A 22,927-nucleotide genomic window follows, 5' to 3' on the forward strand; every position below is an offset into this window, starting at 1 on the left:
AGGGCATCAACATGCAGGACGGGAAGACGTACGGTTTCCCGTTCTCGGAGAACCTCTACTGGGGCTCCGGCTACATGTTCCTCAACAAGCAGGTCCCGCGAAGCAGTCAACTGGGGGTCCTGTTCGTCGAGTCCGCGGTCACGGTGTCCCGGAGCGATGCGGCGGCGACCCGCAGGCAGGTGACGAAGTCCGTCTGGCCGTTCGCGTTGGCCCATTGGTCGAAGGCGCTCTGGAAGACGACCATGGCGATCTGGGCCACCAGGTGTGCCGTGCCGGTTTCGGTGCCGCGCTGTTCGAGTGCGGTGCGGATCGCGGCGGTGACGGCAGCGAATTTGGTGCGCTCGCGTTCCTGGAGTTCCGCGCTGGCGTCGATCACGGCGCGGCGCTCGGCGACGTTCTTGACCTGTTCGGCAAGCTGAGCGCCGACGTCGGCGAGGGCGGCGAGGACGGTGGCCAGCGGCGATGAGGTCTCGGCGGCGGCGAGGACGGCCTGCTGAATCGCGGTGGGCAGCCGCTCGGAGCCGGCGAAGAGGACTTCACGCTTGTCGGGGAAGTAGCGGAAGTACGAGCGCCGGGTGATGCCGGCGCGCTCGGCGATCTGCGACACGGTCACGTTGTCGTATCCGTGCTCCGCGTAGAGCTCCAGTGCGGCCTTGATCAGGCGCTCTTCGGTTCCGGGATCCCATCTCGCCATGGCCTGACAATAACAAATGATGTCTCAGTGTGTCGTCGGTGCTAGCATCAGTGATGACACAGTGAGACATCACCTGGATTTCAGCCCGGAGGGAGTCCCATGACTCACGGCATGCCCGACGCACGGACCGGTGAGGTATGGATCCTGGGAGCGACGGGCCGGATCGCCGCCGCCGTCGCCGCCCGCCTGGCCTCACGAAATGTGCCGATAGCGCTGGTCGGGCGCGACCGTGACCGCCTGGACAAGGCGCGAGCGAAACTCGGCCGGGGTGACCGGGTGAAGGTCGTCGTCGCCGGCACCGTGGAGAAGATCGCGGAACAGATCGCACAGCAGCGGCCGACCGTGGCGGTCAACACCATCGGCGAGTACGCCGAAACCGCCCTGCGGCTGGCCCGCGCCTGCATGCCGGGCGGGCACTACCTGGACCTGGCCGCCGACCCGACCGCCACCTCCCGGCTCCTCGACCTGCACGAAGAGGCGGCAGCGGCCGGCAGCACCCTGGTGACCGGCGCCGGATTCGGCGTTCTCGCGACGGAAGCCGTCGTCGCCGCCCTGTGCGCCGGCCGCCCCGCCCCCAGCCACGTGCGGGTGGACGCCTTGGCCTCGGTGGCCATCGAGGCCGGCGTCGTGGGTGCCGCCTTCGCCGCCTCCATCATCGACGTGCTGACCACCGGCGGACTCCGCTACGAAGACGGCCGCCTGATCAGGACCAGGCTCGGCGCAGACGCGCAACACCTCACCCTCCCCGACGGGCAGAAGGTGAAATCGGCGGGAGCCCCCTCGGGCGAGCTCATCGCCGCGCAGCGGGCCAGCGGAGCGCCGAACGTCACCGCCACCTCCGTCCTGGTCCCCACCGGCGCGGCCGTACGAGCGATCCTTCCGCTCGCCGGGAAGCTGCTGTCCATCCCAGCGCTGCGCCGCTTCGCCGTCCGCCAGGTGGCCGGCCTCCGGCTCAAGGCGGCCTCCCGTCCCCGGCGGCACTCCTGGGGACACGCCGTCATCACCTGGCCGGACGGCACCAGCCGCGAAGGATGGCTACGCGCCGATGACGGCATGGACTACACCGCCGGCGCCGCCGCCGAAATCGCCGCGCGCCTCGCCCGTGGCGAAGGCAAGCCCGGCGCCTACACACCTGCGGCCGCCCTCGGCCCCGACCTCGCGGCCGCGGCCGGAGGCACCTTCATCCTCCCCTGAGGACCCCCTCGCCCGTCATCAACGGAACCCGGCCAGGGGCCTACGTCCGCCTGTGCTCCGGCAACGCCGAGTCTGGGCAGCGCCTTTCGAGAACAGTCAGATTCGTGAGCTCATGGCGCTGCGCCGGCTCACCCAGGGCGTGAGCGATACGCCCCAGCTTCTCCTCGGTGAGAGCATTCTTCCTGGCGATCGCTGAGCGGCCGGTGGCGCTGTGCCAGGCGATGAGCAGCCTGCCACGTGGCCGGGTCACCCGACGCAACTCGTGGATGCCTGCCTCCAGGTCCGGCCACATCGCCACGTTGTTCACCGAGACGACGACGTCGAAGCTGTCGTCGGGACAGCCCGTGTCCGCCGCGGTGCCGAGCCGCAGCTCGACGTCGCGTCCGCGGTTGTGCCGGGCCGCCTGGCGCAGCATCTCGGGCGACGGGTCGATGCCGCAGATCCGCTCGGCCTCGATGTGCCGCAGCAGGCCGCCAGGCCCGCATCCGGCCTCCAGCACGCTGCCCTGCTTCCCGATGAGCGTCACGAGTTCGCCCGGATCGTTGAGCCACAGCATGAGCCGCCCCGCCAAACGCCCGAGGACTCCCTGCGGAAGGGCGAACGGAGAGCGGATCGGCTCGTCGTACGCCCAGGACTGGATCTCCTTGGTGGCCATGCTCCCAGGTTCGCGGTTCAAGGCGGGTTGAAGTCAAATGGACGCATGGAGCTCATATCCATCGGTGAGGCCGCCCGTCGCCTCCGCCTCAACACCTCGGCTCTGCGGTACTACGAGGAACGAGGCCTGGTACGGCCGGCGGCTCGCCATGCCGGCAGGCGGATGTACGGCCGGACCGAGCTGCGCCGCCTCGCCCTGGTCGCCCTGATGCAACGGCTCGGAGTCCGGCTCGACACCGCCGCCGCCATCATGGACGGGTCCGGCGAGCAATGGCGATCAGCGGTGCGGGACCAGATCGACGAGCTGGACGCCCTGATCGAGCGAGCCCAGGGCGCCCGCCGGTTCCTCTCAGCGGCGCTGACCTGTCCCGCTGAGCATCCCACGAGCGAGTGCCCGCACCTGCTCGGCGTCCTGGACCGGCTGTCCACCGGCGGAACCGTCGAAGAACTCGCGGAAGAGCACTCGGACTAGGTGGCGGCCGGCGCATGGTCGCCACGGGACAGCCGTCGGCCGGTGCTCAGTCTCCGGCAGCGACGGGGCGCGGCAGGCGGAGCCCCTTGAGGGCGAGTGCGTTGACCGCGACGATGACGCTCGACCCGGACATGGACAGGGCGGCGATCTCCGGTCGCAGCACCAGGCCGAAGGCGGGTTCGAAGACGCCGGCCGCGATCGGCAGCGCGATCGTGTTGTAGCCGATCGCCCAGCCCAGGTTCTGGCGCATCTTGCGTAGCGTGCCGCGGCCGATGACCAGCGCCGTCGGCACGTCGAGCGGGTCGGAGCGCATGAGCACCACGTCGGCGGTCTCGACGGCGACGTCGGTGCCCGCGCCGATCGCGATGCCGAGGTCGGCCTGGGCGAGCGCGGGGGCGTCGTTGACGCCGTCGCCGACCATCGCGACCTTGCGCCCGTCGCGCTGCAGCTCGACGATCTTGGCGGCCTTGTCGCCCGGCAACACTTCGGCGATCACGGTGTCGATGCCGAGCTGGTCGGCGATGCGCCGGGCGGTGGCCTCGTTGTCGCCGGTCAGCATGACGACCTCGATGCCGGCCTCGTGCAGCGCCGCCACCGCGGCCGCGGAGCTGTCGCGGGGCGCGTCGGCGATGCCGATCAGCCCGGCCGCGCGGCCGTCCACCGCGACGACGACCGCGGTACGCCCGCCCGCGGCCAGTTCCTCGCGCCGGGAGGCCAGCGGGCCCAGCTCGACGCCTTCGACCTGCATCAGCTTCGGGTTGCCCACCAGGACCCGGCGTCCGTCCACCTGAGCCGTGGCGCCATGACCCGGGACGTTCTCGAACCCGGCGACCCGCAGGACCCCGGGAGCATGCGCGTCGGCGTGGCGGACCACGGCCTCGGCCAGCGGGTGCTCGGACTCGCGCTCGACGGCGGCGGCCAGCCGCAGCAGTTCGGCCTCCTCCATCCCGTCGGCGATCACATCGGTGACCTCCGGTTCGCCCCTGGTCAGGGTGCCGGTCTTGTCCATGACCACGGTCTGGATGCGGGCCGAGGTCTCCAGTGCCATGGCGTTCTTGAACAGCACGCCGCGCTTGGCGCCGAGGCCGGCGCCCACCATGATCGCGGTGGGGGTGGCCAGGCCCAGCGCGTCGGGGCAGGTGATCACGACGACGGTGATGGCGAACAGCATCGCCGTGCCGGCCGCCACACCCGCCAGCAGCCACACCACCAGCGTCAGCCCGCCGCCGATGAGCGCGACGAGGACGAGCCAGAACGCCGCCCGGTCGGCCAGGCGCTGCCCGGGAGCCTTGGAGTTCTGGGCCTGCTGGACGAGCTTGACGATCTGGGCGAGGGCGGTGTCGGCGCCGACCTTGGTGGCCCGTACGCGCAGGGTGCCGTTCTTGTTGATGGTCGCGCCGACCACCGCAGAGCCGGGGGCCTTGTGCACCGGCAGGCTCTCGCCGGTGACCATCGACTCGTCGACCTCGCTCTCGCCCTCCATGACCTCGCCGTCGACGGCGATCTTCGTGCCGGGACGGATGAGCAGGACGTCCCCGGCCACGACCTCGGCGGTGGGGATCTCCACCTGCTCGCCGTCGCGGATCACCACGGCCTTGGGCGGGGCCAGGTCGAGCAGCGCGCGGATCGCGTCGTTGGCGCCGCCCCTGGCCCGCATCTCGAACCAGTGCCCCAGCAGGACGAACGCCGCCAGCACGGTCGCCGCCTCGTAGAACACCTCGCCGCCGCCGGTCAGCGTGATGTACAGCGAGTACAGCCAGCCCGCCCCGATCGCCACGGCGACCAGCACCATCATGTCCAGCGTGCGGGCCCGCAGCGCCCGTACGGCGCCGTCGAAGAAGATCCACGAGGAGTAGAAGATCACCGGCAGGCTGAGCAGCAGCGCCCACACGTCCTCTCGGAGCCCGAACGGCACCGGCACGTCCAGCCCCAGCACCTCGCGCCCGATCGGCGACCAGATCAGGATCGGGACGGACAGCACGGCCGCCACGAGGAACCGGTTGCGCATGTCGGACACCATGGCCTCCATCGACATGGCGCCATGGCCCCCGTGCCCCATCATCTCGTGCGGCGACGGACCTGCGTGCTCCCCATGCTCGGCGGGGGCCTCACGGACGGCTTCGGCGACGCCCGGCGGGTCGGGTTCTGCCAGGGGATCGCAGACATGCGACGGTACGGACTGCCCCGCGCAGTGATAGCCGCATTCCTGTACCCAGCGGCGCAGCTCGGCCAAGGACGTGGCCCTCGGGTCGAACACCACGACCGCGGTCTGCCCGACCGGGTTCACCTCGACCTCGATCACTCCGGGGCGGCGGCTCAGGACGGCACGCACCACGTTCTGCTCCGAGGCCCACTGCAACCCGCTCACGTCGAGAACCGCCGTGCTGCGATCCTTGATGTCCCCGGTCGTCATGGTTCTCCTCCACATCCGCCCGGTAGCGCTCGATCTACCATTAGCCATAGTAGACGTCGGCCCCTCGGGCGCCAGGTGCCGGCCTCAAGGCGTGACGGCCGCGGGGACCCGCTCCTCGACCGCGGACCGGAAATGGGGGCAACCGGCCAAGTCCTCGTGATCGCAGTCCAGCGCGCAGTCGATGAGCTCGAGCGACGCCTGCGCCTCGGCGATGCGCCGGGCCAGCTCCTCCCGGCGGCGCAGCAGGACGGCGCGCCGTGCTGCCGCGTCCGAGGTGGCCGTCATCTCGTGGATCTCTTCCAGGCTGAACCCGGCTTCCTTGCCACGCAGGATCACGGCCACCCGGTAGAGGTCATCAGGCCCGTAGCGGCGGCGAGCTCCTTCGATACGGGCCGGCGCGATCAGGCCCATCGCCTCCCAGTGCCTCAGGACATGCGTCGCCAGGCCGAACCGCTCCGCGATTTCCCCGATGCTCATGGTCGCACTTGACTTCATGTCGACATTAAGTCGCATGCTGGCCCACATGTCCAAAGACAACAACTCGATGGAATCACTCATCAAGCTGCTCGACGTCGCTGACGCGTTGCCCGGGGCCGTCGCATTGCGCACGCGCTCGTACGATCTGCTCACCCTCCCCGACGGCGCGGCCGTGGTGGATGTCGGCTGCGGCGCGGGCCGCGCGGTCGAGGAACTCGCGGAGCGCGGGATGAGCTCGATCGGCGTGGACGTCAGCGAGGAGATGATCGCGGCGGCCCGCCATCGCCGGCCGCATGCGGACTTCCGTATCGGCGACGCTTTCGACCTGCCGCTCGACGACGGGCAGGTCGCCGGGTACCGAGCCGACAAGGTCTTTCACGAGCTCGCCGACGCGGCCAAGGCGCTGGAGGAGGCGAAGCGGGTGCTGGCTCCGGGCGGGCGCATCGTGCTCGTCGGGCAGGACTGGGACGCCTTCATCATCGACTCCGATGACCCGGTGCTCACCCGGGCCATCGTGCACGCGCGCGCCGACCTGGTCCCGAATCCCCGTGCGGCTCGCCGCTACCGCAACCTGCTGCTCGACGCGGGCTTCCAGGACGTCCAGGTGGAGGCGCACCTGGGCGTCTTCACCGACACGGCCATGCTGCCCATGCTCACCGGCATCGCGGAGGGAGCACGCGCCGCCGGAGCCGTCACCCGCGAACAGGAAACGGCGTGGGTGCGCGACCAGAGGACGCGCGCCCAGGTGGGACGCATGTTCCTGGCGCTGCCCTTCTTCGTGGCGTCAGCTTCGCGATCACGGTGATGGAGGCATCTCGCGTGCCGTGATCGCCCGCTTCAGCTTGATCAGGTCCTTGGGAGAGTTGACGGCGACGGCGCCGACCGGCACGCCGTCCCGCGTGAAGGCCACGGCGAAGCGGTCTTCTTCGGGGGAGCCGGTGGCGATGCTCGCCGAGTCGGCGAGGTGCGGCAGACCGGCGGTCTGGATGCGGGCGCCATGCACATGGGTGGCGAAGTTCGGCACGTCCACGAAGGGTTGAGCGTTCTCCGCCCCGGCCAGCAGGTTGCGGGCGGCGGCCGCGCCTTGCTCGTTGGCGTTGGACCAGTGCTCGATGCGTACCGTCTCCCCGCCGAAGTGGGTGTGCGGCCAGCGTGCGACATCCCCCGCGGCCACGATGTCTGTCGAGCCGGTCGCGAACAGCGTCGGCTCGCACAGCACGCCGTCGTCCACGGCCAGGCCGCTGCCGTCCAGCCATTCGGTGTTCGGCAGCACGCCCATGCCGCCGACGACCAGGTCCGCGGCGACGGTGCGGCCGTCGCTGAGCCGGACTCGGCCACCGTCCACGGCGGTGACCCGGACGTTCGTGATGAGCTCGACGCCGTTGCGCTCGTGGTGCGCGGCCAGCCAGCGCGCTGCCTCCTCGCCCAGCCCGGCGTGCATGGGGTACGGCGCGGAGTCGATCAGGGTGACCTTCCGGCCGAGCTGCCGTGCCGTCGAGGCCACCTCGCCGCCGATGAACCCGCCACCGATGACCAGCACGTGCTCGTGTCCCGAGTCGAGCTTCGCGCGCAGCGCCAGCGCGTCGTCGATGGTGCGCAGGGTGTGCACCCCGTCGAGCCGCCGCGGGCGCGCGCCGCTGGCGATGACCAGCCCGTCGTGGCCGACCTCGGTGCCGTCGTCGAGGGTGACCGTCCGGTTCCGGGTGTCGAGGTGTACGGCCTTGCGCCCGCGCAGCCACTGGTCGTCGAGCTCTTCCGCGCCGGGGAGTGTGATGTCGTCGTCGCCGTGCAGCACGCTCTTCGACAGGGGCGGGCGGTTGTACGGCACATGCGTCTCGGCGCCGACCAGCGTGACCTCGCCCGCGAAGCCCTCCCGGCGCAGTGTCTGCACGGCCCGCAGCCCTGCCAGCGAAGCACCGACAACGGTGATCTTGTTAAGCCTGCTCATGCGACGACCATACCTCTGGGGGGTATATGGGTTGCAACGTGACATAGATCTCATATACCCCTGGCCCGTATAGCTTGTCTCGAAGATGATCGCGGCGTACGGTCTCCTGTGAAATATACCTGGTAGGGGTATAAAGGGAAGGGGATGCCGCAATGAGCACGAACACGTACAAGGTGTCGGGAATGACCTGTGGCGGTTGTGCCGGCAAGGTGAAGACCGAGATCGGCAAGATTGCCGGGGTCTCCTCGGTGGATGTCGAGCTGGCGACCGGGCAGGTCACCGTCGCCTCGGACGGTCCGCTCGACGACGCGGAGATCAGGAACGCCGTCGAAGAGATCGGTTACGAAGTGGTCGCCGGCTGAACGCCGAGGTGCTGCCGGGTGGGCGAGTCGCGCAGGCCGCCCGGCGGCGCCAGGCGGATCGATGAGCATGGACGCCGCTCGGGGGCGCGGTCGGGGGTGAACGCCGCCTTTCTGCGGGGGCACGGCACAAAAGGCACACTTTGGTTTGTCCGAAAGTTACCCCTCGGGGGTACTTGACGAAGTGTCCGGGCCGGAGAGACCGTTGGCAGAACGCAAGTACCCCCTAGAGGTATGAAGGGATCGCACCATGATCCGCTCCTCACTCCTCGTCGTGTTAGTCATCGCAGTCGCCGGATGCGGATCCGGCCAGGCCAAGGGCGATCTCCTCCAGCGTGTCAAAGCCGCGGGGGTGATCCGGGTGGCACAGACCCAGGCCAACCCGCCGTGGAACTTCCTGGAGAACGGCAAGCCCGCGGGCTATGACGTGGACGTGGCCAACGAGCTGGCAAAGCGGCTCGGGGTCGCCAAGGTCGAGTTCGTCCCGTCGAACTTCCAGAGTTTCATCGCCGGGGTTCAGGCCGGCAGGTTCGACGCGGTGATCTCGGGCCAGACCATCACCGACGAGCGCAAGGAGCAGGTCGACTTCTCCCGTCCGTACGAGGTGAACGGCATCTCGATCTTCGTGGCGGCTGGTTCGGGCATCAGCGGCGTGGCTGACCTCAAAGGCAAGAAGGTCGCGGTGACCGCAGGCACGACCCAGGCCGCGTTCGCCAAGAAGTCGATCCCGGACGCCGACATCAAGACCTACGACAACGCGACCCTGGGCCTGACCGAGGTCGGCAGGGGCCGCGCCGACGCCGCCCTCGTCTCCCGCTTCCAGGGCGCCTTCCTGGCGCAGAAGAACAGCCTGGCGGTCAAGCCGGCGGGCCCGCTGCTGGAGTCGGAGGTCAACGGCATCTCCTTCGCCAAGGGCTCGACGGCCTTCAAGCAGGCAGTGGACCAGGCCCTGGGCGACATGATCTCCGACGGGACGCTGAGCGCGATCTCCAAGAAGTGGCTCGGCGGCCTCGACATGGCCGAGCAGCTCAAGGGGGTCTGATGGATCTCCTGATCGACTTCCTGCCCGACCTGCTCACCGGTCTCGGTGTCACCATCGTGCTGGGCGTGATCTCGTTCGTCCTCGGCAGCGTGCTGGGCGCCTTGGTGACGCTCGCCCGCATCTCCTCCAGTCGCGTGCTGCGGGCGCTGGCCGCCGCTTACGTGTCGGTGTTCCGTGGGACGCCGCTGCTCATCCAGATCATGATCGTCTATTTCGGGCTGCCGCAGCTCGGGCTGGAGATCCCGCCCATCCCGTCCGCGATCATCGCCTTCACCCTGTTCAGCGCCGCCTACCTGAGCGAGAACTTCCGCGCCGGGATCCTGGGCGTGGACAAGGGGCAGTGGGAGGCGGCCGCCTCGATGGCCATGCCGTACTGGAGGACCCTGCGCCGGATCGTCTTCCCGCAGGCGATCAGGATCGCGACCCCGGCCGTGGGGAGCAGGTTCGTCGCGCTGATGAAGGACACCTCGCTCGCCTCGGCGGTCACCGTCGTCGAGCTGACCCGGGTGGCCGAGGGCATCGGCACCTCGACCTTCCGCTACATGGAGGCGCTGCTGCTGGTAGGCCTCCTGTACTGGATGGTCAACACCCTGCTGCAGATCGGCCAGCAGACGCTGGAGAAGCGGATGAGGAGGGCCTACGCGTGATCACTGTTCGTGGGCTTCACAAACGATTCGGTGACCTGGAAGTACTCAAAGGTGTCGATCTGGACGTCCAGCATGGTGAAGTGGTGGTGGTCATGGGGCCGTCCGGCTCGGGCAAGACCACGCTGATCCGCTGCCTGAACCTGCTGGAGGAGCCGGAGCGGGGCACGATCGGCGTGTGCGGCGCCGAAGTGACCTGCGGCGCGCGCCTGCCGGCCAGAAAGGTGCGCGAACTGCGCCGCCGTACGGCCATGGTCTTCCAGCAGTTCAATCTGTTCCCGCACCTGACTGCCCTGCAGAACGTCATGGAGGGCCCGGTCTCCGTACGGCGGATTCCCCGCGCCCAGGCGGCGGCCCGAGGGCGGGAGCTGCTGGCCCGGGTGGGGCTGGAGGACAAGTGCGACTGCTACCCGGCGAAGCTGTCGGGCGGGCAGAAGCAGCGGGTCGCGATCGCCCGGGCGCTGGCCATGGAGCCCGAGGTGATCCTGTTCGACGAGCCCACCTCGGCGCTCGACCCCGAGCTGCACGCGGAGGTGCTCCAGGTGATGCGCGAGCTCGCGCGGGAAGGGATGACGATGGTGGTGGTGACGCACGAGACCGCGTTCGCGCGGGAGGTGGCCGACCGGGTCGTCTTCATGGACGGCGGCACGGTGATCGAGCAGGGGCCGCCGTCGAGCTTCTTCACCACGCCCGATCATCCCCGGGTCCGGGCCTTCCTGCGGCTGGTGGCCTCATGATCGACGTCGCCGCGGCACGGGCACTGACGCCCGGTGTCGGACATGTCGCGCATTTCAACAACGCGGGCTCCGCGCTGCCGTCGAGCGGCGTGCTGTCCACCGTCATCGACCACCTGCGGCTGGAAGCGGAAACAGGCGGATACGAGGCGGCGGCGCAGGCCGCCGACCGGCTCGCCGCCGTTTACACCTCCGCGGCCCGCCTGCTGAACTGCGCGCCGGACGAGATCGCGCTCGTCGACAGCGCGACCCGCGGGTGGGACCTGGCCTTCTACGCAGTGCCGTGGCGGGCCGGCGACCGTGTTCTGACCAGCAAGGCCGAGTACGCCAGCAACTTCATCGCCTACCTCCAGGTCGCCGAGCGCTTCGGGGTCCAGGTGGAGGTGGTGCCCAACGACGGGCTCGGCCAGATCTCCGTCGACGCGCTGCGCCGGATGGCCGACGAGCGCGTCCGGCTCATCTCGATCACACACGTCCCGACCAACGGCGGCCTGGTCAACCCGGCGGCCGAGGTGGGCAAGGTGGCGGCGGAGGTCGGCGCGCTGTTCCTGCTGGACGCCTGCCAGTCGGTCGGCCAGCTGCCGATCGACGTCGAGGTGATCGGCTGTGACCTGCTGTCCACGACCGGCCGCAAGTATCTGCGTGCTCCGCGCGGTACGGGGCTGCTCTACGTGCGGCGTACCGCGCTCGACCGGCTCGACCCGCCCTTCCTCGACCTGCACGGCGCCCGCTGGACGGAGCCGTCGCGCTACGAGGTGCAGCCGGGCGCGCGCCGCTTCGAGAACTGGGAGTACGGCGTTGCCGCCCGGCTCGGGCTGGGCGCGGCCATCGACGAGGCGCTCGCCTGGGGGCCCGGGAACATCCGGGACCGGGTCTACGCTCTGGCGGATCACCTGCGGGGGCGGCTGACGGAGCTGCCCGGCTGCCAGGTGCACGACCAGGGGGCCGAACGGTGTGGCATCGTCACCTTCACCCTCGACGGCGAACCCGCTGAGGAGATCAAGGAACGGCTGGCCGGCCGATCGATCAATGTCAGCGTCTCACGGGCTCCGTCGACGCTCCTGGACATGACCGATCGGGGCCTGTCGTCGGTGGTGCGGGCCTCCGTTCACTACTACAACACCGAGGAGGAGGTGGATCGGCTCCTCGAGGAGCTGTCGGATTGACCTGACCGGCCGGCTCCGCCCGGGCGCCGTCGGCGCTCCCGGGCGGACGTCAGGCGGCGATCTCCGTCAGCGAACGGTCCCGGGTGCGGACGCCGAGACGGATGATGCCGGCCGCGATCACGAGCAGGCCCACCATCACGAACGACGCCGGCCGGGCCCCGAAGGCGGTCAGGACGGGCAGCACCACGAGGGGCGCGACCGCGCCGCCCAGGTGGCCGACCCCGTCCGCGATGGCCGACGCCGTGCCCCGCGCCCGGGTGGGGAACACCTCCGCCGTGTAGGTGTAGGCGGGGGTGGCCATGAAGGCGATGCCGAACGAGCTGAACAGCGCCCCGACGGTGGCGACCGTCTCGCCCAGGTCGAGGGTGATGAGCAGCAGCGAGGCCGCGAACACCAGCGTGCCGATGATGACCATGGTGCGACGTTCCATCCGCTCCACCAGCAGCACGGCGGCCAGGCTCGACACCAGCGGCATGGCGCGGGTGAGCACGCTGACCAGGACCGCGTCGGAGGTCGAGATGCCGATGCCCTCGAGGATGAGCGGCAGGTAGCTGGCGTAGCCGTACATGGCGACGTAGAAGGCGAACCAGAAGCCGAGCACGATGAGCATCCGGCTCTGGTACGGGGGCCGGAACAGGGCCCGGACCGGCAGCCTGTCGTCAGCGGCGGCGGCGGTCTCGGCGGCGTCGGGGACGGAGACGGTGCCGCCCGGGGGCAGGCCGACGCGGGATTCCATCCGGCGGACGATGCGGTCGGCCTCGGCGGAACGGCCCATCGCGACCAGCCAGCGCGGCGACTCCACCAGCGCCTTGTCGTTGATCAGCGGCAGCACCAGGAGCACCAGGCCGCCGAAGGCGAGCAGGTACCGCCACCCGCCGGAGGAGGCGGCCAGCACCGGCAGCGACGCGAACCCGATCACCAGGAGCAGCACGGTCCCCACCATGTAGAGGCGTGAGAGGTAGCCGCCGCGCTGGTGCTTGGGCGCCAGCTCGCCGATGTAGGCCGAGCAGAGCGCGAGCACCGCACCCATGCCGCACCCGGTCAGGAACCGGAAGAACGTCAGCGACCACACGTCCCACGAGAACGCCGTGAGGAATCCGCCGAGGCCGAGCGCGGCGATGGTCAGCGCGAGGCCCTTCTGCCGGCCGTGCCGGTCGGCGACGTGCCCGAACGCGTACGCGCCGACGCAGTAGCCGACGAGGTTCCACGTGACCGGGTACCCCAGCTCGGCTCCCGCCAGCCCGAGCTCGTCCCGCATGGAGGGCAGCGTGATGGTGAGGACGGAGATGTCGTAGTTGGCGAAGAAGAAGCAGAGCATGAGCGCGAACCATGCGGCGCGGCTGAGCCCGACCTTCGCCATGGCGTCGATGCGGGCATCGATGTTGCCGGCCGACACGGACACGGGCGAGGGGGGTGTCTGAGACATCGTGGCCTCCTAGGGGGTAGCGCAAAGGCACCGCTGCGGCACGGGCGGCGAACGCCTCACAAAGGCCTCACGTAGCGGTGTGCGTGGAACCGTAAGCAGGCCGCACCGCCGGTGACCATTGCGCTTTCGCGCACGTGCACGTACGCGAATCCGCAACGTGCCCCGCCGTCAGAGGGTGAGGCGGCGCCCGGCCCACTCCTGGCGTGCCATCTGGACGAGCTCCCGGACGGCGTCGTCCTGCCGCGCCCGGGACCGGTTCCAGGCCACGCCGAGCAGGAAGTCCAGGTCGTCGCGGAGGGGGACGACCGCGAAGGCCGGGTCGTCGTAGACCCGGGCGCTGCCGCCGTTGCGCGGGTCGATCGTCAGCGTGATCCCGCCGTCGCGGCGGATGCGGCTGGCCAGCATGACCGCGTCGTTGTCCGGCATCCGGTGGAACGAGGTGATGCCGGCGTTCTTCAGCCGCTCGTGGAACAGGTTGACCGCCACCGGCTGGGGCGTGGGCGGGCCGATGGTCAGGGTGCGGTGCGCGAGGTCCTTCAAGGTCAGCTCGGAGGCGGTGGCCAGCGGGTCGTCGGCCCGCATCGCCACGGAGAACAGGTAGCGGGCCACCACCAGGCTGTCGAGCCGGGGCCGGTCCAGCGGCAGGTGGACGAGGGCCGCGTCGAGCTCACCGCGCTCCAGGGCCGGCAGCAGCTCGGCGGACGGCCCTATCGTCGCTTCGACCGTGTGGGAGGGGAGCGCCTGCCCGGCCAGGGCCAGGAAGCGATCCATCACCGCCGGCGGGCACAGGTGGGTGCCGCCCACGCGCGCCACCTGTCTCCTGGCAGCCTCCTTGATCACGTCCTTCAGGCCGTCCAGCTGCTGCAGGATGTCGCGTACCCGGCCCGCCAGGAGCGCGCCGTCGGCGGTGAGCTCGACCTGGTGGTAGCGGCGGACGAACAGGTCGACGCCCAGCTCCCGTTCGAGCTCCTTGACGGAGCGGCTGACCGGCGAGGGCGTCAGGTGAAGCCGCTCCGCGGCGCGACCGAAATGGAGCTCCTCGGCGACCGCGAGGAAGCACCGAAGCTGCTGTACGTCCATGACCTGGAGTTTCGTGATGGTCGATGCCGCACGTCAACCGCGCACGTTGCCGATTGGGACGCGTGCCACGTTGCCGATTCGGACGTTTTCAGCCCGGAACCGTCGTGGCAGTCTCACCTCAGGAACCTGTCCCCGACGATCCGCGGGACAGGTCATGTCCGGCGTACTCCGCACCCGCCCGCCACACACAGTGGGGTGATTCACCATGCCCGCAACCGGGGATCTTCCCCTCGCCGGTCTCCGTGTCATCGACCTGGCCGACGGCAAGGCCGAGATGTGCGGCCGGTTCCTGGCCGACCTCGGAGCCGACGTCATCCGCGTCGAGCCTCCGGGGGGCGCGCCGACCCGCCGGCGGGAGCCGCTCCACGACGGCGTGAGCCTCTACTTCGCCACGCACAACGCCGGCAAACGCGGCATCACCCTGGACCTGCACGACCCCGCCGGCCGCGACCGGCTGCTCGGCCTGGCCGCCGGGGCCGACTTCCTCATCGAGACCGAACGGCCCGGCACCCTCGACGGGCTCGGCCTCGGCGCGGACGCGCTGCTCGCGCGCAACCCCGCGCTCGTCGTCATCTCGATCACCGACTTCGGGCAGAGCGGCCCGTACCGGGACTGGGCCGGCACCGACTGGACGCACCTGGCGCTCGGCGGTGTGCTGTCGCGTTCCGGCATCCCCGGTCGCGAGCCGGTCGTGCCGCCGGGCCCGCTGGCGTACGAGTCGGCCGCCGTCCAGGCCGCGTGGGCGGGCCTGCTGGCGTACACGAACAGGCTCGAGACCGGACGCGGCGACCACGTCGACTGCTCGGTGTACGAGATGACCGCGCAGGTCCTGGACCCGGGCTTCGGCATCGGCGGCTCCGCCACCGGCGGCGTGCCGGCCACGGCGCTGCCGCGCGGCCGCCCCGACGCGGGGAGCCTCTACCCGATCTTCCCGTGCGCGGATGGATATGTACGGATCTGCGTGCTGGCCAAGCGGCAGTGGCGGGGGATGTTCGGCTGGCTGGAGGAGCCCGAGGAGTTCGCCGACCCCAAGTACGACACCCTCGCGGGCCGCTACGGCGCGACCGAGCGGCTGCACGCGTTGATCGCCGACCTGTTCAAGGACAGGACCAGGGACGAGCTCGTCGCCCAGGGCCAGGAGCGCGGCGTGCCGATCGCGTCGCTGCTGGCCCCCGGGGAGGTGCTCGCCGGCCCGCACTTCCGCGCACGAGGAGGACTGGTCGACGCCGAGATCGCGCCCGGCCTGACCGGCCGGCTGCCGTCCGGGTACGTCGAGCTGGACGGCGTACGGGCCGGGTTCCGCGGCCGGGCCCCCGAAGCCGGGGAGCACGACGACGAGGTCTTCGCCGAGACGCCGGCGGCCACTCCTCCGGCCCCGGCCGAGGGCATGCCCCGGCGGCGGCCACTCGACGGGCTCCGCGTGCTGGACCTGGGCGTCATCGTGGTCGGCGCGGAGCTCGGCCGGCTGCTCGCCGACCAGGGCGCCGAAGTCATCAAGATCGAGAGCCGGGCCTACCCCGACGGCAGCCGCCAGTCGCTGACCGGCGAGGCCGTCAGCGCCGGCTTCGCCTGGGGTCACCGCAACAAGCTCAGCGCCGGGATCAACCTCCGCTCGCCCGAAGGGCTGGAGCTCTTCAAACGGCTCGCCGCCGACTCCGACGTGATCCTGTCCAACTTCAAGCCCGGCACGCTGGAGTCGCTGGGGCTCGGCTACGACGTCATCAGCGAGCTCAACCCCCGGATCGTCATGGCCGACAGCAGCGCCCTGGGCCCGACCGGGCCGTGGAGCCGCCGCATGGGGTACGGCCCCCTCGTACGCGCCTCCACCGGGCTGACCGGGCTCTGGCGTGACACCGGCGTGGAGGCGGGGTTCTGCGACGGCATCACCATTTATCCGGACCATCTCGCCGCACGGGTCGGCGCCGTCGCCGTGCTGGCCGTCCTGATCCGGCGGCGGCGTACCGGGAAGGGCGGCACGGTCAGCGTCTCCCAGGCCGAGACCATCCTCACCCAGCTGTCCACGAGCCTGCTGCGCGAGTCCCTGGAGCCCGGCTCCTTCACCGCCCACGGCAACAGCGGCGAATGGGACGCGCCCCAGGGCCTCTACCCGTGCGCGGGCGACGACGAGTGGTGCGTGGTGAGCGTCGACGGCGACGAGCAGTGGCGGAGCCTGTGCGGCGTCATCGGCCGCGCCGACCTGCTCGCCGACGCGCGGCTCGCCACCGCCGCGGGCCGCCGCGCGCACCGCGGGCTCGTCGACGCCGCCGTGACCGCGTGGACGTCGGACACCCCGCCCCGCGAGGTCATGGAACGGCTGCAGGCGGCGGGCGTGCCGGCCGGGGCGATGCAGCGGGTGATCGAGTACCTCGACGATCCCCAGCTCGCCGCCCGCGGCTTCCTGCGCGAGATGCGCCACCCGCACATCGGGCACGCCATGCGGACCGAGAACGGCCCGGCGACCTTCGGCGGGGTGGCCGACCCCGAGCTGCGCCCGGCGCCGCTGGCGGGGGAGCACACCCGGACGGTGGCCGCGAAGCTGCTCGGCCTGGCCGAACCGGAGATCCAGGCGCTCATCGAGGCGGGCGTACTGGAAGAACCAGCTGAAGGAGTTGACCATGGGTGAGCCCGCCGCGCTCGTCGAGCGCCGCGACCACACGATGTTGATCACATTCAACCGGCCCGAGGCGCGCAACGCGGTGAACGGGGCCCTGACCCGCGCCGTCGGCGAGGCCCTGGACGAGGCCGACGCCGACACCGGGATCCGGGCCGTGGTGCTGACCGGGGCCGGGGACAAGGCGTTCTGCGCCGGTGCCGACCTCAAGGAGGTGGCCCGAGGGGAGTTCTCCACCGAAGGGTTCAAACCGCACTGGGGCTTCGCCGGGTGCGTGACGCATCCGATCGCCAAGCCCGTCATCGCCGCCGTCAACGGGTTCGCGCTCGGCGGCGGCACCGAGATCGCCCTGTGGGCCGACCTGGTGGTGGCCGCGGAGAGCGCCCGGTTCGGTCTTCCCGAGGTCAAGCGCGGCATCATCGCCGGCGCGGGCGGCGCGTTCCGGCTGGCCGCGCAGCTGCCGGCCAAGGTGGCCATGGAGATCCTGCTGACCGGCGAGCCCGTGACCGCCGCCGAGGCCCTGCGGCTCGGCCTGGTCAACCGGGTCGTGCCGCAGGATCAGGTGGTGCCCGCCGCGCTCGCGCTTGCCGAGACGATCGCCGCCAACGCGCCGCTCGCCGTACAGGCCAGCAAGCGGATCGCGCGGGGCATCGCGGACGGCACGGTCGCCTCGGAACAGGCCGCCTGGGAGCGGACCGCCGCCGAGGGTGCCGCGATCATGCGCTCCGCGGACGCGCAGGAGGGGCCGCGCGCCTTCGCCGAGAAGCGCGCCCCTGTCTGGGAGGGCCGATGACCATGACGATCAACAGGGCGCCCGTGATCGCCGGTCTCGGCATCACCGAGATGGGCAAGGTCTACGGCAGGACCGCCCCCGAGTTCGCCGCCGAGGCCGTCCGGCTCGCCGCCGCCGACGCAGGGATCGACCTGCACGAGGTGGACGGGCTGCTGACCAACACCGGCATCACCGGCGACGTCGGCCTGGGCCTCCAGCGCGACCTCGGGCTGCGCCACCTGCGCCTGCTGTCGGAGGTGCAGGCGTACGGCTCGTCCGCCGGAGCCATGGTCCAGTACGCCGCCATGGCCGTGATGTCCGGCATGGCCGACATCGTGGCCTGCGTCTTCGCCGACGCCCCGCTGAAGGACAAGTCGGCAGGCGGCGGCGCCGCCTACGCCGCCGCGGGCCGGCGGCCGACCGGCTGGCAGGGCCTGACCGCCGCCTCGGGCATCTACAGCGCCAACACCATGTACGCGCTGGCCGCCCGCAGGCACATGCGGACGTACGGCACCACGAGCGAGCAGCTCGGCCACATCGCCGTCGCCCAGCGCGCCTGGGCGGCCGGGAACCCCCTGGCCCAGCTGCGTGACCCGATCACCGTCGAGGACCACCAGAGCTCCAGGTGGATCGCCGAGCCGTTCCACCTGCTCGACTGCTGCCTGGTCAGCAACGGCGGCGTCGCGGTCCTGGTCACCTCCGCCGACCGGGCCGCCGGGCTCGCGCAGCCCGCCGTCCACCTCCGCGGCTGGGGCCAGGCGCACCCGGGGTACGTCATGGGCAGGGACAGCGAGTTCGGCCTGGTCAGCGGCGCGGCCCTGTCGGGTCCCACGGCGCTGAAGATGGCCGGGATCACGATCGCCGACATCGACGTGGCCGAGCTGTACGACTGCTACACCTACACCGCGCTCATCTCGCTGGAGGACTACGGCTTCTGCGCCAAGGGCGAGGGCGGCCCCTTCGTGGCGAGCGGCGTGCTCGGACCGGAGGGGAGCCTGGCCGTGAACACCGGCGGCGGCCAGCTCTCCTCCTACTACATGTGGGGCATGACCCCGCTGTCCGAAGCCGTCATCCAGGCCCGCGGCCACGGCGGCGACCGCCAGGCGCCGCGAAACGACATGGTGCTGGTCAGCGGCAACGGCGGCATCCTCGACCATCACTCCACCCTGATCCTCAGCCCGCACGCCCGATAGGAGCACGCCGATGCCTGTGGGAATCGTCCACCGCGACGCGGCCACCGCCGCGTTCTTCGACGGCACCGCCCGTGGCGAACTGCTGATCCGGCGCTGCGGCGCCTGCGGCGCCCACTCCGCGCCGCAGGCGCGTACGTGCCCGCAGTGCGCCTCACCCGAGCCGTCCTGGACGGCCGCGGCCGGAACGGGCGTGGTGGTGAGCTGGTCCGTGGTGCACGCCAAGGGCGGGCCGCCGTTCGTGGTCGGGATCGTCGAGCTGGGCGAGGAGCCGTGGATCCAGGGCCGGATCGTCGAGGTCGCGCCTGAGGACGTGTACGGCGGCATGCCCGTACGCGTCGCCTTCGAGCGCCCCGAAGGGGGAGAGGCGGTCCCCGTGTTCCACCCGGCGTGAGCCTGCGCGGGGGCTCGTCGGGGGCCCGCGCAGGGCCGATACCCTGGCCGGGTGGACATCCAGCAGCTCCGCTACTTCATGGTCGTGGCAGAAGAGCTCCACTTCGGCCGCGCCGCCGAGCGGCTGCACGTGACGTCCTCCCCGCTCAGCCGGCGCATCCGCGAGCTGGAGAAGGAGCTCGGCCACGACCTGTTCGACCGGCGCTACCACCAGGTCGAGCTGACCTCCTTCGGGCGGACGTTCCTCGATCCCGCCCGCGACGTCCTGGCCCGCTTCGACGCGCTGGCCGAGCTGGCCGCCGGGGCCGCCCCACCGCCGGCGGTCGTGCGCGTGGGGGCCACGCCGCTCGCCCCCACCCAGGTCCTGGACCTGGTCCTGGAGACGTTCGCGGAGGTCAGCCCGGGGACCGAGCTCCCGGTGACCCTGGAGCCGTCCGCGGGGCTGCTCGGCCTGCTGGCGGCGCGCAAGCTGGACATCGCCGTCGTCCACCTGCCCGTGGACGCCGGCGGCCTCGGCAGCCTCGCGCTCGCGGAGTACCGCTTCGCCGTTGCCATGCGCGCCGACGACCCTCTCGCCGGCCGTCCCAGGCTCACCCTCGCCGACCTCACCGACCGGCAGATGCTGCTCACCTCGCACAAGGTGCACCCGCTGGTGATGAACGGGCTCCGCGACCACCTGCGGGCGGGCGGCGTCACCCAGATCCGTGAGCTGCCGCACAACGACGCGGTCCAGGTCGCCGCGCACGTCACTCATTCCAGAGCCCTGTCGCTGACCACGCTCAGCACCATCTCGGGCCGCATCTTCGGCGAGGCGGGCCTCGTCCTCGTGCCGCTGCACGATCCGGATCTCCACTTCCGGCTCGGCGTCGTCTGGCCCGCGAACGCGGAAGCGCGCGGCGGCCCGATCGCGAAAGTCCTCGACGCGCTGCGCGCGCGTCACGGCGACCCCCTCGTCATCCTCTGAGGACGTTCGCGAGGCGACCGAGGCGACAGGGCTCCTCGGCGGTCAGCCGGAGAGCACGAACCCCGGATAGCCGTCCGCCGTGACCTGGTCGCATTTCTGCCGGTACGCGCCGACGCCGCCGACGTACGGCATGAACACCCGGGGCTTGCCCGGGATGTTGGCGCCCATATACCAGGAGTTGGCCCGCATGTAGAGCGTGCGGGCGGCGACCTCGTTCACGTGGTCGACCCAGGCGTCCTCGGCCGGCGGGTCGGCGTCGATGGTGGCGGTGCCGCCGGCCCGCAGCCGCTCCACGCAGTCGGCGATCCAGTCGACGTGCTGCTCGATGGAGACCATCATGTTGCTGAGCACGGACGGGCTGCCGGGCCCGGTGATGGTGAACATGTTGGGGAAGCCCGCCGTCATCAGCCCCAGGTACGTACGCGGCCCGGCCTCCCACTTGCGCCGCAGCGACAGGCCGCCCCTGCCGGTGATGTCGATGCCGAGCAGCGGACCGGTCATGGCGTCGTAGCCGGTGGCGTACACGATCATGTCGGCGGCGTACTCGGCGTCGGCGGTGCGCACGCCGGTCGGGGTGATCTCCTCGATCGGCGCGGCACGCACGTCGACCAGGGTCACGTCGGGGCGGTTGTAGGTGGCGTAGTAGCCGGTGTCGATGCAGATCCGCTTGGTGCCGATGGGATGGTCCTTGGGCGCCAGCAGCTCGGCCACCCGCGGATCCGTGACGATCTCGCGGATCTTCTCACGGACGAACTCGGCGCTGATCTCGTTGGCCGCCGGATCGATCGCGGTGTCGCCATAGGCGCCGAGGAAGCCCACGCCGCCCCTGGCCCAGCGGGTCTCGAACTCCCGCAGCCGATCCTCCTCCGTCGCCTCCAGCGCCGACGCGGTGTTGGAGGTGCCCATGACGCCGGAGGCGGAGGTGCGCATGCCGGCGCGGAGCTCGGCGTAGTTGGCCTTCACCCACTGCGCGTACTCCGGCTCCATGGGCCGGTTCCAGGCCGGCAGGCTGTAGTTGGCGGTGCGCTGGAACACCGTCACGTGCTCCGCCGGCTCGGCGATCACCGGGATGGCCTGGATGCCGGAGGAGCCGGTGCCGATGACGGCGACCCGCTGCCCGGTGAAGTCCACGCCCTCGTGCGGCCACCGCCCGGTGTGGTGGCTGGGCCCCCGGAAGGAGCCGGCACCGGGGAAGTCGGGTATCCGGGCCGCAGACAGGCAGCCCACGGCGGTGATGAGGTACGTCGCCGACACGTGCTCGCCGCGGTCGGTCTCCACGCGCCACAGGTTCGCGCGCTCGTCGTAGCCGGCGCGGGTCACCCGGGTCTCGGACTGGATGTCCCGGCGCAGGTCGAAGCGGTCGGCGACGTGATTGGCGTAGAGCAGGATCTCCGGCTGGGACGGGTAGCGCTCGCTCCACTCCCATTCCTGCTGGAGCTCCTCGTCGAAGGAGTAGGAGTACTGCATGCTCTCGACGTCGCAGCGGGCACCCGGGTAGCGGTTCCAGTACCAGGTGCCGCCGACGCCGTCGCCGGTCTCGAAGACGCGGACGGTCAGGCCCAGGCCGCGCAGCTTGTGCAGCATGTACATGCCGGCGAAGCCCGCGCCCACGACGACGGCGTCGTACCTCATCGCAGGCTCCCGTCGATCGCCTCGACGACCATGGTGATCGCCGCCGCGCTGCCCGGCAGCACGTTCACCATCGTGAAGAAGACATGCATCTGGCCCTCGAACCGCTTGAACAGCACCGGGACGCCGGCCTCGCGCAGCCGCCGCGCGTACGCCTCGCCCTCGTCCCGCAGCACGTCGTGCTCGGCGGTCAGCACGACGGCCGGCGGCAGGCCCGACAGGTCCCGGGCCCGCAGCGGGGAGGCGTCCGGGTTCGCCCGCGTGGCCGGGTCGGGCGCGTAGTGGTCCCAGAACCAGATCATGCTGTCGCGGCTCAGCATGAGCTGGTTGGCCGGGTCGGTGTAGGAGGCGGTGTCCAGGTCGTGGTCGGTCACCGGGTAGACGAGGACCTGCAGCGCGATGGCGGGGCCGCCCTCGTCGCGGCTGCGCTGGGCCACGACGGCCGACAGGTTGCCGCCCGCGCTGTCCCCGGCCACGATGATCGGCAGGTCCGGCTCCTTCGCGGCGGCCCAGCACAGCGCGTCGTAGGCGTCGCGGGCCGCCACGGGATACCGGTGCTCGGGGGCGAGCCGGTAGTCGACCAGGACGACGGCGCAGCCCGTCCGGTGCGCCAGCGTCCGTCCCAAGGTGTCGAACTCGTCGAGCGCGCCGATGACCCAGCCGCCACCGTGGTAGTACACGATCACCGCTCTCGGGTCCTCCACCGGGACCAGCACGCGTGCGCCGAACGATCCGCCGTCCGCCGCCTGGATCACCGCTTCCTCCACGCGGGCCATCTCCGGGCCCTTGCCGTACAGGTCGCCGAGCGCGCCGCCCATGGCGCGCGCCTCCTCGGGTGTCATCTCGTGCAGCGGCTTGCCGCCTGCTTCGCTCATCTGCTTGAGGAACTGGGCCGTCGCGTCGTCAAGGGACATGGAAGGTCACCTCACCGGGGCCATGGAGTGATCGGCATCACTTCGACTCAAGCACCGCAACGCCACCAGGTCCACACGCGGCCAGGCGTAAAGGTTGGCGGCCGCCCCCCCAACCACCAGGGCGCCACCCCGCAAAGGCCCGCGGGGCCCT

The 22,927-nt window shown here is 71.1% G+C and carries 22 protein-coding genes; 13 read left to right on the plus strand and 9 right to left on the minus strand.

What is annotated here, in order from left to right; genetic code table 11:
- Positions 1-106: 106 nt before the first annotated feature.
- A complete protein-coding gene (locus tag ACWEPL_RS59015; protein ID WP_452441860.1) occupies positions 107-694 on the minus strand; it encodes a TetR/AcrR family transcriptional regulator in 588 nt (195 codons plus the stop codon).
- Positions 695-805: 111 nt separating this feature from the next.
- On the opposite strand from ACWEPL_RS59015, the gene ACWEPL_RS59020 reads away from it, so the two are divergent.
- Positions 806-1,888, plus strand: a complete 1,083-nt coding sequence (locus ACWEPL_RS59020; RefSeq protein WP_452441861.1) for a saccharopine dehydrogenase NADP-binding domain-containing protein — start codon at positions 806-808, stop codon at positions 1,886-1,888.
- Between the two features lie 40 nt (positions 1,889-1,928).
- Here ACWEPL_RS59020 and ACWEPL_RS59025 read toward each other — a convergent pair whose 3' ends face one another.
- Positions 1,929-2,543 (minus strand): class I SAM-dependent methyltransferase, encoded by a 615-nt coding sequence (locus ACWEPL_RS59025; RefSeq protein ID WP_363985665.1) that lies wholly within the window; start codon positions 2,541-2,543, stop codon positions 1,929-1,931.
- A 45-nt stretch (positions 2,544-2,588) separates the two neighbouring features.
- Here ACWEPL_RS59025 and ACWEPL_RS59030 point away from each other — a divergent pair, with 45 nt between their 5' ends.
- Positions 2,589-3,014, plus strand: a complete 426-nt coding sequence (locus ACWEPL_RS59030; RefSeq protein ID WP_452441862.1) for a MerR family transcriptional regulator — start codon at positions 2,589-2,591, stop codon at positions 3,012-3,014.
- Between the two features lie 46 nt (positions 3,015-3,060).
- Here ACWEPL_RS59030 and ACWEPL_RS59035 read toward each other — a convergent pair whose 3' ends face one another.
- The gene (locus ACWEPL_RS59035; RefSeq protein WP_452441863.1) at positions 3,061-5,427 is read right to left on the minus strand and encodes a heavy metal translocating P-type ATPase; all 2,367 of its coding nucleotides are present in this window, start codon (positions 5,425-5,427) and stop codon (positions 3,061-3,063) included.
- An 84-nt stretch (positions 5,428-5,511) separates the two neighbouring features.
- On the minus strand, positions 5,512-5,904 hold the full coding sequence (locus ACWEPL_RS59040) for a MerR family transcriptional regulator (RefSeq protein WP_452441864.1): 393 nt from the start codon (positions 5,902-5,904) through the stop codon (positions 5,512-5,514).
- Between ACWEPL_RS59040 and ACWEPL_RS59045 the strand changes: the two genes are divergently transcribed.
- Entirely contained in the window at positions 5,897-6,709 is an 813-nt protein-coding gene (locus tag ACWEPL_RS59045) for a methyltransferase domain-containing protein (RefSeq protein ID WP_452441865.1), read from the plus strand. The two genes, ACWEPL_RS59040 and ACWEPL_RS59045, sit on opposite strands and share 8 nt — an antisense overlap.
- Here ACWEPL_RS59045 and ACWEPL_RS59050 read toward each other — a convergent pair.
- Positions 6,701-7,852: an NAD(P)/FAD-dependent oxidoreductase gene (locus ACWEPL_RS59050; RefSeq protein ID WP_363985675.1), complete on the minus strand. Its 1,152-nt coding sequence runs from the start codon at positions 7,850-7,852 to the stop codon at positions 6,701-6,703. The two genes, ACWEPL_RS59045 and ACWEPL_RS59050, sit on opposite strands and share 9 nt — an antisense overlap.
- A gap of 152 nt (positions 7,853-8,004) precedes the next feature.
- Between ACWEPL_RS59050 and ACWEPL_RS59055 the strand changes: the two genes are divergently transcribed.
- The 5 genes from ACWEPL_RS59055 to ACWEPL_RS59075 all read left to right on the plus strand — a co-directional run bounded on the left by ACWEPL_RS59055 (position 8,005) and on the right by ACWEPL_RS59075 (position 11,797).
- Entirely contained in the window at positions 8,005-8,214 is a 210-nt protein-coding gene (locus tag ACWEPL_RS59055) for a heavy-metal-associated domain-containing protein (RefSeq protein ID WP_363985677.1), read from the plus strand.
- 271 nt (positions 8,215-8,485) lie between these two features.
- Entirely contained in the window at positions 8,486-9,253 is a 768-nt protein-coding gene (locus ACWEPL_RS59060; protein WP_452441866.1) for a transporter substrate-binding domain-containing protein, read from the plus strand.
- A complete protein-coding gene (locus ACWEPL_RS59065; RefSeq protein ID WP_452441867.1) occupies positions 9,253-9,900 on the plus strand; it encodes an amino acid ABC transporter permease in 648 nt (215 codons plus the stop codon). Before ACWEPL_RS59060 ends, ACWEPL_RS59065 begins: the two co-directional genes overlap by 1 nt.
- Positions 9,897-10,634, plus strand: coding sequence for an amino acid ABC transporter ATP-binding protein (locus ACWEPL_RS59070; protein WP_452441868.1), 738 nt, complete (start codon positions 9,897-9,899; stop codon positions 10,632-10,634). Before ACWEPL_RS59065 ends, ACWEPL_RS59070 begins: the two co-directional genes overlap by 4 nt.
- Positions 10,631-11,797: an aminotransferase class V-fold PLP-dependent enzyme gene (locus ACWEPL_RS59075; protein ID WP_452441869.1), complete on the plus strand. Its 1,167-nt coding sequence runs from the start codon at positions 10,631-10,633 to the stop codon at positions 11,795-11,797. Before ACWEPL_RS59070 ends, ACWEPL_RS59075 begins: the two co-directional genes overlap by 4 nt.
- 49 nt (positions 11,798-11,846) lie before the next feature.
- Here ACWEPL_RS59075 and ACWEPL_RS59080 read toward each other — a convergent pair whose 3' ends face one another.
- Together ACWEPL_RS59080 and ACWEPL_RS59085 are read right to left on the minus strand one after the other, a co-directional pair.
- A complete protein-coding gene (locus tag ACWEPL_RS59080) occupies positions 11,847-13,223 on the minus strand; it encodes an MFS transporter (RefSeq protein ID WP_452441870.1) in 1,377 nt (458 codons plus the stop codon).
- A gap of 168 nt (positions 13,224-13,391) precedes the next feature.
- On the minus strand, positions 13,392-14,303 hold the full coding sequence (locus ACWEPL_RS59085) for a LysR family transcriptional regulator (RefSeq protein WP_452441871.1): 912 nt from the start codon (positions 14,301-14,303) through the stop codon (positions 13,392-13,394).
- A 205-nt stretch (positions 14,304-14,508) separates the two neighbouring features.
- Here ACWEPL_RS59085 and ACWEPL_RS59090 point away from each other — a divergent pair, with 205 nt between their 5' ends.
- From ACWEPL_RS59090 to ACWEPL_RS59110, 5 genes are read left to right on the plus strand one after another with little or no spacing between them, the layout of a single operon-like run.
- Positions 14,509-16,926, plus strand: a complete 2,418-nt coding sequence (locus ACWEPL_RS59090) for a CaiB/BaiF CoA transferase family protein (protein WP_452441872.1) — start codon at positions 14,509-14,511, stop codon at positions 16,924-16,926.
- On the plus strand, positions 16,919-17,707 hold the full coding sequence (locus tag ACWEPL_RS59095) for a crotonase/enoyl-CoA hydratase family protein (RefSeq protein ID WP_452441873.1): 789 nt from the start codon (positions 16,919-16,921) through the stop codon (positions 17,705-17,707). The genes ACWEPL_RS59090 and ACWEPL_RS59095 overlap by 8 nt, the downstream gene beginning before the upstream one ends.
- Positions 17,704-18,879 (plus strand): thiolase family protein, encoded by a 1,176-nt coding sequence (locus ACWEPL_RS59100; protein ID WP_363985693.1) that lies wholly within the window; start codon positions 17,704-17,706, stop codon positions 18,877-18,879. Before ACWEPL_RS59095 ends, ACWEPL_RS59100 begins: the two co-directional genes overlap by 4 nt.
- Positions 18,880-18,889: 10 nt before the next feature.
- Positions 18,890-19,270: a Zn-ribbon domain-containing OB-fold protein gene (locus tag ACWEPL_RS59105; protein WP_452441874.1), complete on the plus strand. Its 381-nt coding sequence runs from the start codon at positions 18,890-18,892 to the stop codon at positions 19,268-19,270.
- 51 nt (positions 19,271-19,321) lie between these two features.
- The gene (locus ACWEPL_RS59110; protein WP_350742685.1) at positions 19,322-20,233 is read left to right on the plus strand and encodes a LysR family transcriptional regulator; all 912 of its coding nucleotides are present in this window, start codon (positions 19,322-19,324) and stop codon (positions 20,231-20,233) included.
- Between the two features lie 42 nt (positions 20,234-20,275).
- On the opposite strand, the gene ACWEPL_RS59115 is transcribed toward ACWEPL_RS59110, so the two are convergent.
- Positions 20,276-21,865, minus strand: coding sequence for a flavin-containing monooxygenase (locus ACWEPL_RS59115; protein WP_452441875.1), 1,590 nt, complete (start codon positions 21,863-21,865; stop codon positions 20,276-20,278).
- Positions 21,862-22,776, minus strand: coding sequence for an alpha/beta hydrolase (locus ACWEPL_RS59120; RefSeq protein ID WP_452441876.1), 915 nt, complete (start codon positions 22,774-22,776; stop codon positions 21,862-21,864). The genes ACWEPL_RS59115 and ACWEPL_RS59120 overlap by 4 nt, the downstream gene beginning before the upstream one ends.
- Positions 22,777-22,927 lie beyond the last annotated feature (151 nt).

This window comes from Nonomuraea sp. NPDC004186, from assembly GCF_053603495.1.

Bases quoted from the DNA above. Each gene is read 5' to 3' on its own strand.
- ACWEPL_RS59105 (WP_452441874.1), top strand. From the start codon at position 18,890: ATGCCTGTGGGAATCGTCCACCGCGACGCGGCCACCGCCGCGTTCTTC.
- ACWEPL_RS59025 (WP_363985665.1), bottom strand. From the start codon at position 2,543: ATGGCCACCAAGGAGATCCAGTCCTGGGCGTACGACGAGCCGATCCGC.
- ACWEPL_RS59045 (WP_452441865.1), top strand. From the start codon at position 5,897: ATGCTCATGGTCGCACTTGACTTCATGTCGACATTAAGTCGCATGCTG.
- ACWEPL_RS59040 (WP_452441864.1), bottom strand. From the start codon at position 5,904: ATGAGCATCGGGGAAATCGCGGAGCGGTTCGGCCTGGCGACGCATGTC.
- ACWEPL_RS59030 (WP_452441862.1), top strand. From the start codon at position 2,589: ATGGAGCTCATATCCATCGGTGAGGCCGCCCGTCGCCTCCGCCTCAAC.
- ACWEPL_RS59085 (WP_452441871.1), bottom strand. From the start codon at position 14,303: ATGGACGTACAGCAGCTTCGGTGCTTCCTCGCGGTCGCCGAGGAGCTC.
- ACWEPL_RS59065 (WP_452441867.1), top strand. From the start codon at position 9,253: ATGGATCTCCTGATCGACTTCCTGCCCGACCTGCTCACCGGTCTCGGT.
- ACWEPL_RS59120 (WP_452441876.1), bottom strand. From the start codon at position 22,776: ATGTCCCTTGACGACGCGACGGCCCAGTTCCTCAAGCAGATGAGCGAA.
- ACWEPL_RS59080 (WP_452441870.1), bottom strand. From the start codon at position 13,223: ATGTCTCAGACACCCCCCTCGCCCGTGTCCGTGTCGGCCGGCAACATC.
- ACWEPL_RS59015 (WP_452441860.1), bottom strand. From the start codon at position 694: ATGGCGAGATGGGATCCCGGAACCGAAGAGCGCCTGATCAAGGCCGCA.
- ACWEPL_RS59115 (WP_452441875.1), bottom strand. From the start codon at position 21,865: ATGAGGTACGACGCCGTCGTCGTGGGCGCGGGCTTCGCCGGCATGTAC.
- ACWEPL_RS59100 (WP_363985693.1), top strand. From the start codon at position 17,704: ATGACCATGACGATCAACAGGGCGCCCGTGATCGCCGGTCTCGGCATC.
- ACWEPL_RS59020 (WP_452441861.1), top strand. From the start codon at position 806: ATGCCCGACGCACGGACCGGTGAGGTATGGATCCTGGGAGCGACGGGC.
- ACWEPL_RS59095 (WP_452441873.1), top strand. From the start codon at position 16,919: ATGGGTGAGCCCGCCGCGCTCGTCGAGCGCCGCGACCACACGATGTTG.
- ACWEPL_RS59050 (WP_363985675.1), bottom strand. From the start codon at position 7,852: ATGAGCAGGCTTAACAAGATCACCGTTGTCGGTGCTTCGCTGGCAGGG.
- ACWEPL_RS59035 (WP_452441863.1), bottom strand. From the start codon at position 5,427: ATGACGACCGGGGACATCAAGGATCGCAGCACGGCGGTTCTCGACGTG.
- ACWEPL_RS59075 (WP_452441869.1), top strand. From the start codon at position 10,631: ATGATCGACGTCGCCGCGGCACGGGCACTGACGCCCGGTGTCGGACAT.
- ACWEPL_RS59090 (WP_452441872.1), top strand. From the start codon at position 14,509: ATGCCCGCAACCGGGGATCTTCCCCTCGCCGGTCTCCGTGTCATCGAC.
- ACWEPL_RS59055 (WP_363985677.1), top strand. From the start codon at position 8,005: ATGAGCACGAACACGTACAAGGTGTCGGGAATGACCTGTGGCGGTTGT.